We start from the raw sequence: 10,917 nt of genomic DNA, 5'->3' as shown, positions 1-10,917 counted from the left end.
CGGCCCACCCCTCGCCTCCTACTGCAGGTCACTTGCAGTCACCGTTGAAACACCAGCTCTTCCAGCCCTGGGTCATGCTGATGCCCGCTCCCTTCACGTAGCCGTTCTCGGATCCCAGCGGTCCGCCGGCCGGGTTGGTGCCCACTGTGAAGTCCATGTCCTTCCAGTCCGGGTGGCCGTCGGGTTTGATGCCGACGCCGACGCCCCACCGGCCGAGCGAGCCGGACACGGATCTCTTCCGCCGGCCGCTCGACTTGAGCGCCACCCCGATGGTCGGGAAACTGAACCCCTGCTTGGGCATGGTGAGGGAGGTCCCCGTGTTCAGGCTCAGCTTGCCGTTCTGCACCTTGGCCTTGAAGCACCATCTGCTGACGCAGAACGATTCGCTGATGAAGATGCGTTTCGCCAGTAGGCCCTGGATGGTCTGGCCGGTGCCCGGCATCGGGTCCTTGCCGCACTTGTCCATGTTGTAGCCTCGGGACTCGCCCAGGCAGTGGTTCCAGGCGTCCTTTTTCTTCTTGAGGGCGGCCAGCTTTGCCTTGGCGGCCTGCTCGGCGCGTCGTTTCGCCGCCGCGTACTCCCGGGCCTGCTTCCTGGCCTCGGCCGCTTCCCTGGCGAAGTTGCAGCCGTCGCAGTAGTGCTTCTCCGCCGCCTTCTGCTTGTACCGCTGGTAGTCGCAGCCGTCGCAGTAGTGGTGCGCCGCCGGGCTGGACGCCTTCTTGTGCTTTGTCTTCTTGCCCCCGTGCGACTTCTTCTTCGACTTCGGCGGGTTGTCGTAGCCGCCACAGCCGTCGCAGTAGTGGCCCCCCGGCAGTTGCCGCCACTCGCCATCCGCGTCGTTCATCGTCACGGGCGTGTTGTTGGCGTACGCGTAGGCGTTCATCTGCTGCGGGTCGTTCGGGTCGATGATTGGGTCGACCGACAGGAACCGCCCGGTGTCCGCGTCGTACTCGCGGGCTCCCAACTGGGTGAGGCCGATCGACGAGTCCACGTTGCCGCCGACGTAGCCCTTGGCCGTCGGCCAGGCCGCGTTGCCGCCGCGTAGCTCACCGAAGGGCAGGTAGCGGCGCTGCGTGACGGCCAGGTCGTCGGCGTCGACGGACGCCTGCGCCGTGCCCATCCGGTCGGCCGCCTCGAACGTCAGCCCGCCGGCGGACGTCCGCACCGCGGTGACCGAGCCCAGCGGGTAGTACCTCGTCGCGGAGAGGGCACTGGTGGCCTTGGTGAGCTTGACCTCCGCCTGCCCCAGATAGAGGGTCACCGCGTCGGGATCCCGCTGGATCAGCCGGTTGCCGTCGGCGTCGTACAGGAACTCGGTGGTCTTGCCGCCCTCCACCACCTTGCTCAGGTTGCCCTCGGCGTCCCAGGTGAGGTTCTGCGTCGAGCCGGCCATGGTACGGCCGGTGGTGTTACCGACGGCGTCGTACGTGAAGCTGTTCGTGGCGCCGGCGGTGGTGACCGAGGAGAGCGCGTGCGGCCGGCTCGTCCCGGCCGCCGGGTAGGTCGAGGAACTGGTGATGCCCGCCCCGGTGGTGGTGTTGTAGTTGGTCTCGGTCAGCCGGTTTCCGGTCTTGTCGTACGTCCAGGACTGCCAGTACGGCGCCGGACCGCCCAGGACGGCTGCGCTCGGCGAGGTCGTGCAGCTGTTGGTGGCCGTCCACGCCGACGTGAGCCGGCGCAGGTAGTCGTATGTAAAGCACTGGGTGTCCGAGGTGCCGCCGACCGGGGCGTCGGCGATCCGGGTGACGTTGCCCGCCGCGTCGTAGGTGTAGCTGACGTCCGACAGGTGCGTCGGCGCCACGCTGCGGTCGACGACGGCGCGGGTGAGCCGCCGCGTCGAGTCCTCGTAGAAGAAGGTCTGCGCAAGCTGCTTGCCGCTCACCGACTGCAGCGTGTACTGCAACGGCTCGTCGTACACCGAGTAGGTGGCGGCGGTGAGCAGCGTGGACAAGCCGGTCTGCGCGGTGGTGAGCCGCCCGTCGGAGTCGTAGGCGTACCGCAGGGTCTCCGCGGTCAGCCCGGCCACGGCCGGATAGCTCACCAGCTGGGTCCGGCCGGTGCTGGTGTAACCCGTGTTGAACCGGTAGCTGCCCGCGAGGCTGCCCTCGGCGGCCGGGATCGTCACCGTGGTTCCCAGGGGGCGGTATCGGGTGTCGTAGTTGGTGACCGCGGTGGTGTACGCGGCGCCGTCGACGTAGCGGGTCGACGAGGTCGGCTGCCCCTTGGTGGGGGTGTCGTACGTCCAGGCTGCCAGCTGAGTGCCGGACGTCGACCCGCTGTACTCCGCCGTCTTGCGGCCCAGCGCGTCGTAGGTGTACGCGACGGTCGTGCCGCGGGCGTCCGTCGTGGTCAGGACCTGATCGGCGTTGTCGTAGGTGTAGGTCGTGGTGCCCTTGTCCGGGTCCACGTCGGTCACTTGCCGGCCGCGCAGGTCGTAGCCGTACTTCCAGATGTTGCCCGCGGCGTCGGTCACGCTCGCCAGGGCCCCGTCGTGCGTGTAGGTGTACTTCGTCGCGTCGTAGCTGCCGGTGGGCGTACCCGATGTGTATTGGCGCAGCTCGGTGGTGTCACCGTCGGCGTTGGTGATGGTGGTCGTGGCGGTGCCGCCGGCCGGGGGCGTGACGCTCGTGCGGTCCCCGCCGTAGCTGGTGGTGGTGCGCCACTTCTCGGTCCCGTAGGACAGGAAGATGCTGTTCGTCTCCCGCTCGTCCCCGTCGTAGACGGTGACCGTCTGGCCGGGGACGGTGTTGTCGGGGACGGTCAGCAGTGTGGTGCCCGCGGCGCCGCTGTTCCAGTACGCCCCGTTCTCCTTCACCACCAGTCCGCGGGAGTCGTAGAACCGGTCGGTGACGATCCGCCCGCCGCCCGGCGCTGGGCTCTGGGTCTGCCGCTGGCGCAACTGCCCGTCGAGGAACGTGTAATCCGCGTCGTACGTGCCGTCGTCGCGGATGGCCTCGGTCGTGACAACGTTCGGCGCGTCCGTCTGCACGAGGTAGGTGAACTTGAGGTTCGCCGTCGCCCCGCCGGCCATCGAGCGGTCCGACAGCCACACCGCGGTCAGCCGCCCCAGCGGGTCGTAGGTGAGGTCGGTCCGCCGGATGTTCGGGTCGACGACGGCGGTCTCGCTGCCCCAGGCCGGCTCGAAGGTCGTCGTCGTCACGTGTCCCATCGCGTTGGTGACCGTGCTGGCCGTGACCGGGCCGCCCGACGCCGGGGTGAAGGCGGTCGTCGTCTTGACGTCGAGGGCGTCGTACTTGGCCACCACTCGGCCGTAGCTGTCGTAGGTGGACCGGCTGGACTGGACGTACACCGGCGTGCCGCCGGAGTAGGACGCCAGCTCCTGCTCCAGGGTCTCGTCGCCCCGCGTCGGCGCCGTCGGGAAGGTGGTGGCGCCGTCGTAGAAGGTCCGCACGTCGGAGATCACGTCGGCCGGAAAGCTCGCTGTGGCGCCGCACGCCACGGACAACCGTTGCTGCCGGACCACGTAGCTGGTCAACCAGGACGCCGTGTTGCGGGCGTAGGTGATGCGGTTGCACTCCTCGTCGCCGCTGACCGCCGTGTCGCCCAGGTCGTTGACCTGGACCGGCAGCCCGTAGGCGTCGTAGTCGGTCTGCACCTCGGTCCGCCGCCAGCCGCCCGCCGCGAGGGCCAGCCGGCTACGCTTGCCGGCCACCCCGATGAAGTACGCCTTCGTGCCGCCGTGGGTCGACGTCGGCGACGAGATCCACGGGTCGGAGATCTGCCCGTCCAGGACGCTACCGCCGGCCCCGCTGTAGCTGATCTCCTCCCGGACGAAGCCGGCCAGCGCCGGGCTGTCGGTGACCGTGGTGCCCTCCGAGTCGGTGACCGACGCGCTGCGCGTCCCGCTCGTCAAGCTGTCCCCGTTCATGCCCCGGAAGTACAGCGTCTCGGTCTGCGAGGGGGTCTGGTCGGCCGCACCGTGCCTCACGCGCACCCTGCCGTACCCCCGCCACTCGCTCCAGGTGCGGTACTTCGCCGGGGTCAGCTCGTTGTCGTCGTGGTGCCAGGCCGCCCCGCCGAGGTACTCGTAGTCGGTCTCCTCGGTCTCGGCCAGCCCGGACTGGTCGTTCTCCAGCACCTGAATCGGCACGTACTTGTGGAACCAGTCCAGCTGCGGGGTGATCGCCCCCTCCGGTGTCCAGTACGCCGGGAAGCAGCGCCGGGTGTTCGAGTCCGGAGTCGGCGCGGCCGCCCGTGTGCAGTCCCTGGCTGAGTAGTTGACCCGGGTGTGGCCGCCCGCCTCGTCGTAGATGTCGGTGACCCGCCACTTGTACATCGGCGGGATGCCTTCCAACGCGTCCACCCGGTTTTCCAGCTGGGTGCCCTCGAACGTGACCGACGGCAGTGCCTTCGTTCCGCCGACCAGGCCGGTCCGGGTGATCGAGGCCAGCCACAGCGCCGGCGAGGTGCCGTCGCCGGGGTTGCGGAACTGGTAGCCCAGCGCCCACCTGTCGACGTCCTTGTAGGTGGTGCCGGAGACCAGCACCCGGGTGGTGACGCTCGCCAGCCGCTTGCGTGACCAGAAGGTCGGCGCGTACAGGTTCGTGCAGGTCGCTCCGGAGGCGCACGCCTGGTCGTACGGGGTGTCCGGCCAGTTCTTCGCGGTGTCCTTGGTGATCGGCTCGGTGCCGCAGGTGGCGCCGGTCGCGCACCGCTCCTCGACCGCGAGGTCCACCCGCATCGGTGCCGCCGCCGAGTACATCGTGGACGAGCGCTGCCCGTAGTCGATCCGGCTCAGGTAGCCGCCGCGGGTGTACTCGGTTCCGGCCGACGCGCTCAGGTTACGGCCGTAGTAGTTGGTCTCGGTCGTGTAGAAGTACGACATCGCGTTCCCGTCCGGGTCCACGACGTAGTCCAGGTTCCAGCGGTACGCCTGCATGCAGTACGACGTCGCGAAGGTGGAGCCGTGGCACGGCTCGCCCGAGTCGTTGCCGAACACCGGTGCGGTCCACGTCGAGTTCGTCACCTCGTCGCGGCTGGCCCAGCCCGGCAGGTGGTGCAGGCCGTAGTAGTACTGCGTGCCGTCGGGCGCGGTGACCCGCCAGTACTCGCCGTCGTCGTCGCCGTTGGCGGCTCCGGTCAGGTGTTCGATGCGGGATCCGTCGTCCTGCTTCTTGCGCCACGCGCCGGTGGCGTCGTCCTTGACCAGCTCGACGGTGTCGCCCCCGACGGTCAGGAAGGCGTTGTCCGTCTCCCAGCACATGTCGTACGGCTTCGGGGTGGTGGTCACGTCATCGGAGCAGGACTTGTACCGCCGCTCGATGGCGCCCTCGCCCAGATCCCAACCCTCGCCGACCCAGGACGACTGGTTGTTGGTCGACGCGGTCCGTCCGTCCACGCTGCCGGAGGAGTAGCGCAGCTCCAGGTCCGGCTCGGGGCCGCCCAGCGACGGCGGCGCGTCCATCGGGTACGTCCAGGCGAAGTTGCCGGACGAGCCGCCCGCCTCCCACGACGACGAGGCGGAGAGCGATGTCGCCTTGTAGTCGCCGGCGCTACCGGCGGGCGCCGCGGTCGCCGCCAACGTGGTCACCGCGCCGGCGGTGAGCGCGACGTCGGCGGTCAGTGTGCCCCGCGTCGGGGCGTTGTCGGTCTCGACCGGCGTGGCGGCCTGGCACCGGGCCAGGGCCGGGGTGGTCAGCGCGCACGCGGGCAGCCGGACCAGCCGCAGCCGCGACCCCCAGTCGCCGCCGTACGCGTTCCGAAACGACGAGTAGTCGACCAAGAGCCTCGCCTGCCCGGTGGTGTCCCCGCGTACCTGGAAGAGCAGGCCGTTGACGCCGGCCCGGTCGGTGGCCGCCCGGTCGAGCACCTCGACCCGGACGGTCCCGACCGCCGCATTCGCGCCGGCCGGCCTGCTCACCCAGACCGGCAGGGTGCCGGCCCGGGCGCGGGTCGCGCCGAGGGTGGCGTCCGCGGCGCCGGCGGCCGGCCAGGCCACCTTCGCCGGGGTACGCAACACCGACTTGTCCGGGGCGGCGATGCGCGCCCTCGGCGTGAAGTTCCGGCCCGGCACGGACCGTTCGGTCTGGGCGGCGGTCTTCCAGGTCAGCGGTGCGGCCTGCGCCGGCCGGGCCGGCAGGTCCTGGCCGACGACCGCCACGGACACAGTCAGCAGTCCGGCCAGCAGGAGCCGGCCCATGGTTCGATCCCTGCGCATGATCGGTCCCCCGTTCATTCCGCGTTGGCGTTGTAGATGTCGAAGACGGCTTGGTCGCTGAGGGCGCCGGAGTAGACCCGGACGTCGTCGATGGCGCCGGTGAGGTACTGCGAGAACGTCACGTTCGACGCCTGGCCGCGGCCGATTAGCAGAGCCCCGGCGGCGTTCCACGCGCTGGCGTGGCTCGTCTGGTCGACCGCCTGCCCGTCCACGTACAGCCGCAGGCTGTGCTCCTGGGCGTCGTAGACCGCGGCGAGGTGGGTCCACACCCCGGCCGTCGGCACGTCGAACAGGTCGGTCGCCTCGCGTAGCGACGCCCCGGACACGTCCGTGGCCGACGAGCGCACCGACCAGAGGTACGCCGAGTAGTCGTCGCTCCACGCCCAGCCGAGGTTGAACGCGCCGACGGTGGTGCCGAGCTGGCTGACCGCGATGCCGTTCTTGGTCAACGCGGACGGCTGCACCCAGGCGCTCACCGAGAAGCTGCCGTCGGTGCGCACGGCCGGCCCGGACGTGGTGAGCACGCCGGTCGTGCCGTTCACCGCGACCGCGTTGCCGCTGACCCCGGCGACCCGGCTGACGCCGGTGGACGACCAGGTGGCCGGGTGGGCGCCGGTGGTGTCGGCGGCGACGGTGCCCGAAGTCTCGTCCATCTTCCACCGGCCGGCCAGCCGCGGGACCTGCTGCAACTCGCCGGCCAGCAGTACCCGGTCGTACGCCTGGACGGCGTCGATGCGGCCGGGCCAGTACTCGCCGAAGACGCTGGCCACCCGTGACCGCCCGATCTGGAAGACACCGGTGGCCGCCCACGGGGTGGTGAAGGCGGTGGTCGCCTCCAGCACCCCGTTCACGTACAGCCGGATCTGCCCCGCCGGGGCGTCGTAGACGCCGGCCAGGTGCACCCAGGTGTTGGTCACCGGCGTGGTGGTCGAGATGGCCCGCACGAACGTCGTCGTGTCCGCGTCCACCGTCGTCCGGTTGAAGATCCACTTCTTGTACGAGCTGGAGTAGTAGAGCGTGAGCGAGCTGGCGTGGGCGCCGATCTGGGTCAGCGCCACGCTGTTGTGCGACAGGTCCGTCAGATAGACCCAGGCGCTCACCGAGAACGACTTCATGGTGTCCAGCACCGGGCCGGTCGTGGCCGCGTACCCGCTGGTGCCGTCGAGGCTCAGGCCGCCGCCGTCGAAGCCGTCGTTCCAGGTCGCGCCGCCACCGAGCGCGGCGTTGCGGGCGTTGTTCGAGGAGTCCACGGCCGCGGTGTCCTCACCGGTCCCGTTCAGCTGCCAGTCGCCGACGGGGCCGGGCGGGGACCCGGCGTAGAACACCATCGTCGCCACCTCCGACCTGTTGCCGGCGGCGTCCACGGCGCGTACCTGAAGCCAGTTCACGAAGCGGTCCGGGGTGACGGCGAAGGTCACGTCTCCGCCGGCCGCCGCCGGGGTGGCCGTCTTGTTCAGCGCGGTCGCCGCGCCGTTGAGCGCGTATTCGTACTTGGCGACGTCCGTTCCGCCGTTGGCGCCGACGGTCACCGACGAGGCCACGCCCATCACGGCGTCACCCTCGGCGTTGTCCGGGAACGCGGTGGAGGTGACGGTCGGGATCGGCGGCCGGGTGCTGTCGATCTGGAACTCGCACCAGGAGCTCCACGCGCTGACATCCGTGCCGTCCTCGGACCGCACCCGCCACTTGCCGATCTGCCCGTTGGTGAACGCACCGGACGGGATCGTCTTCGCCACGACGGTTGGCTTCGAGCCGGCCACCGAGGAGGAGGTGTACTCGCCGACCGGTGCCGTGCCGGTCGACAGCCACCACTGGAAGTGCGCCATCACCGCGTTGTCGGCGTCGCTGACCGAGGCCCGCAGGGTGGGCGTGGCGGTGCCGATGACCAGCCGGCCGGTGCCGGTGGTGCAGGTGGTCGAGCCGTCGGTGCTGAGGTTTGTGGGTGCCCCCGGCACGGTGTTGTAGACGATGGTGATCGACGGGTTGTTCTTGAACCGCTTCCAGGACAGCGTGTCGTAGTTGGTCTCGGCGGTCGACGACGCCCGCAGGCCCTCGGTGATCGTGGCCGATCCCGCCGCGGCCGCCTTGACCACGTGTGGGGTCACGGTGAACTCCACGCCCCCGGCCGGGCAGCTCGACGAGTATCCCTTCGCGAAGCTCTTGGCGGTGAGCTTGGTGATCCAGCTCGGCTGATTTTTCCAGGTCGTCGACGAGGAGATGCCGCCGGTCTCCCAGACCTGGACCTCCCGTGCGGTGCACGACCGGGACCAGACCTCCTGCGTCTGCAGCGTGGCCTGGAGGATGTGCTTGCCCTTCACCCCGGAGGTGTCGAACCGGAAGAACGACCGGGTCTTCTTGCCGTCGGTCGCGTCGTAGCCGACGCGGGCCTCGTCCTCGGCGTCGTTCGCACCGTTCCAGAACGAGGTGGTGGACAGGTTGCTCCACACCTGCGTCCAGGCCAGCCGCGACCCGGACCAGGACGGGTCGATGTAGACCGGGTAGCGGGTCGCCGGGCTGGTCAGCATCTGGCGGTCGGGTTCGAGCGCGAGCGCCCCGGGAGTGACCCGTACGCCCATCCGCCGCACCGTGCCCCCCGGCACCGAGGAGGACCCCTGGCCGGTGGAGTCCCACATGTACGGCGCGGGCGCCTCGAACACCGCGTCGCCGGCGGAGTCGGCGGCGGCCAGGCTGCCGTCCGCGCGCATCGTCATCTTGACGCCCTTGACGGCGGTGGCCAGGCGCAGCGAGCTGAGGGCCGGGTTGGCCGCGGCGGCCGCCGACTTGACGACGAGCAGCTCGGAGAAGCCCTCGGCGCTGGCCCGGACCGTCAGGTCGACGCCCGGCAACACCTCGGCGTAGGTGGCGGTGTCGCCGGCGAGTGTCGGCGCAGGCAAGGTCCCGGGCCAGGTCAGCGACAGCTCGGCGTCGTTGCGGCGCATCCGGGCCAGCGGCGCCGTTCCGCCGCCGGAGAAGGACATGTCGAGCACGGCCGCGGCCGGAGCGACGCCTCCGTCGGAGGTGCGCCGCAGCGTGGTGTCCACCGGCACCCAGCCCGCCCCGCGGCGCACCCGCACCGCCTGGATGCTCTGGGTCAGCGTGAACGTGCCGTCCGGGTTGGCGACCACCTGCTGGTGCTCGTCGCGCAGCGCGGTCGCCTCGACCGGCTTACCTGTGGCGACCGCCCTGGCCCGGGCCGCCTGTTCGCTCAGGGTCGCGGCCGGCGCCGCCCCCGCGATTTCGGGCGCCGCCAGGGGCGCGATCAGAGTGGCGGACAGCGCCGTCACCACGGCTAGGATCGAAGGGACAGCAGGCATCGTGCCTCCCCAAGCGGGTTTCCGGCACACGAGCCCTCGTGTGCACAGATCTGCTGGACTGGACGTCGGGGTGATGCGGGCGATCGGCGCCCGTGTGGCGCCAATCATCAGCGCGCCGTCCGCGAATCCATCTAATGTCAGCGATTTCTTGAGGGAATTTTGTGCACCGGCGGCCGTCGCCGTGGCCGGCCTGCGCCGCGTCGCCGCCGCCCGAAAGGTCGGCCCCCACGAGGTCTGAGCGCACTGTTAGACGGTGCCGCCGCCCTGGTGCTGTAGTCACCGCACCGCACGTCACCACAGGTCACAGAACGGCTGCCGGCACCTGCGCCACGAACTCGATTGAACCGCGTCGCGACGCTCAAGACCGTCGCGCTCGGCTCGATGACCGGGACCTCCGCAGGGACCCGGGTCTACGGCGTTCCTGGGACGTCGGGAGGTTCACCTGCGCTCGATCGCTTCGGATCGGCAGGGGACGCAGCGGTCAGCGGGCTGCCCAATATGCCCAGGACGCTGGCACCGGCCGGCGGTTGGCGTGGCCGCGCGCCGCCGGTCGGTCCCGGCTGCCACCGGAGCCCGCCGGCCCGTCGGCAGAAACCGCAGCCACCCGGGTGCGCTCACGGGAGCGTCGGCCTTCAATTGGTCTTCAATACTTCGGGTGACATCCTGGCTGTCACCCCCGGCGGGCGATTTTGTCACCCCCGCCGGCTGTTTTGTCACCCCCGCTGGGGTTGTGGTCGGTCGGTTCGGGTGCACCAGTCGGTAGACGCGGGTGGCGATGCCGGCGGCCTTGGACACGACGAGGCGGCCCAGTTGCACGAGCTTGGCCAGGCATCGTTGCACTGTGCGTTCGGAGCAGCCGACGTACTCGGCGAGGGTGGCCACGGATGGCCATGCGTTGCCCTGATGGTTGGTGTGGGCGGCGATGGCGATGGCCACCGCTCGTTCGTTCTTCCCGAGGTCTTTCGTGGTGAGCAGGGCAGCCTTGACGGCTTGACTCATGGCTTGCGGATCTCCGTCCGTCAGAATCCGGTGGCGCTCGTCGTGGCACCCCCGGCCGATCTCTGGGTGGAAGCCGCCGGCACGCGCGGTGCGGCGGCGCGATAGCTAGCCGGATCCGTTGCTGCTGCGCTCTTCAGCGCCGGGTATCTATGGCGCAGCTTGTGCCGCCAAGGGCAGGACCAGTCATCGCTTGCGTCTCTCCGTCTGCGGGCCCTGTCGGGCGGCTTGGGGTGATGGTTGGGAACCCGTCGCCGATGGATCAGCCATCGGCGGACCTGATCCACGCTCAATCCGTCGCTGGGGTCAAGCCACGTCGAGTCGGTACCGCCGGGGGGGGCGGGCGGCGCCCCCCGGGCGGGGGCGGGCCCGTAAGGGACCGCGGGGGGTCGCCCGGCGGGTACGGGGCGCCCCCCAGGTTGGGTAGTG

Annotated in this window: 3 protein-coding genes; all 3 read right to left on the bottom strand. The window is 70.4% G+C overall.

Translation table 11 applies throughout. The features are described from left to right. Positions 1-28 precede the first annotated feature (28 nt). On the bottom strand, positions 29-6,178 hold the full coding sequence (locus ACWEVO_RS17460; RefSeq protein ID WP_452308567.1) for an RHS repeat-associated core domain-containing protein: 6,150 nt from the start codon (positions 6,176-6,178) through the stop codon (positions 29-31). A 14-nt stretch (positions 6,179-6,192) separates the two neighbouring features. Then, positions 6,193-9,462, bottom strand: coding sequence for a LamG-like jellyroll fold domain-containing protein (locus tag ACWEVO_RS17455; RefSeq protein WP_452308566.1), 3,270 nt, complete (start codon positions 9,460-9,462; stop codon positions 6,193-6,195). A gap of 468 nt (positions 9,463-9,930) precedes the next feature. Next, positions 9,931-10,491 (bottom strand): helix-turn-helix domain-containing protein, encoded by a 561-nt coding sequence (locus tag ACWEVO_RS17450; protein WP_452308565.1) that lies wholly within the window; start codon positions 10,489-10,491, stop codon positions 9,931-9,933. Positions 10,492-10,917 lie beyond the last annotated feature (426 nt).

This window comes from Micromonospora sp. NPDC003776, assembly GCF_053605645.1.
This window is presented reverse-complemented; position numbering and strand designations above follow the sequence as displayed.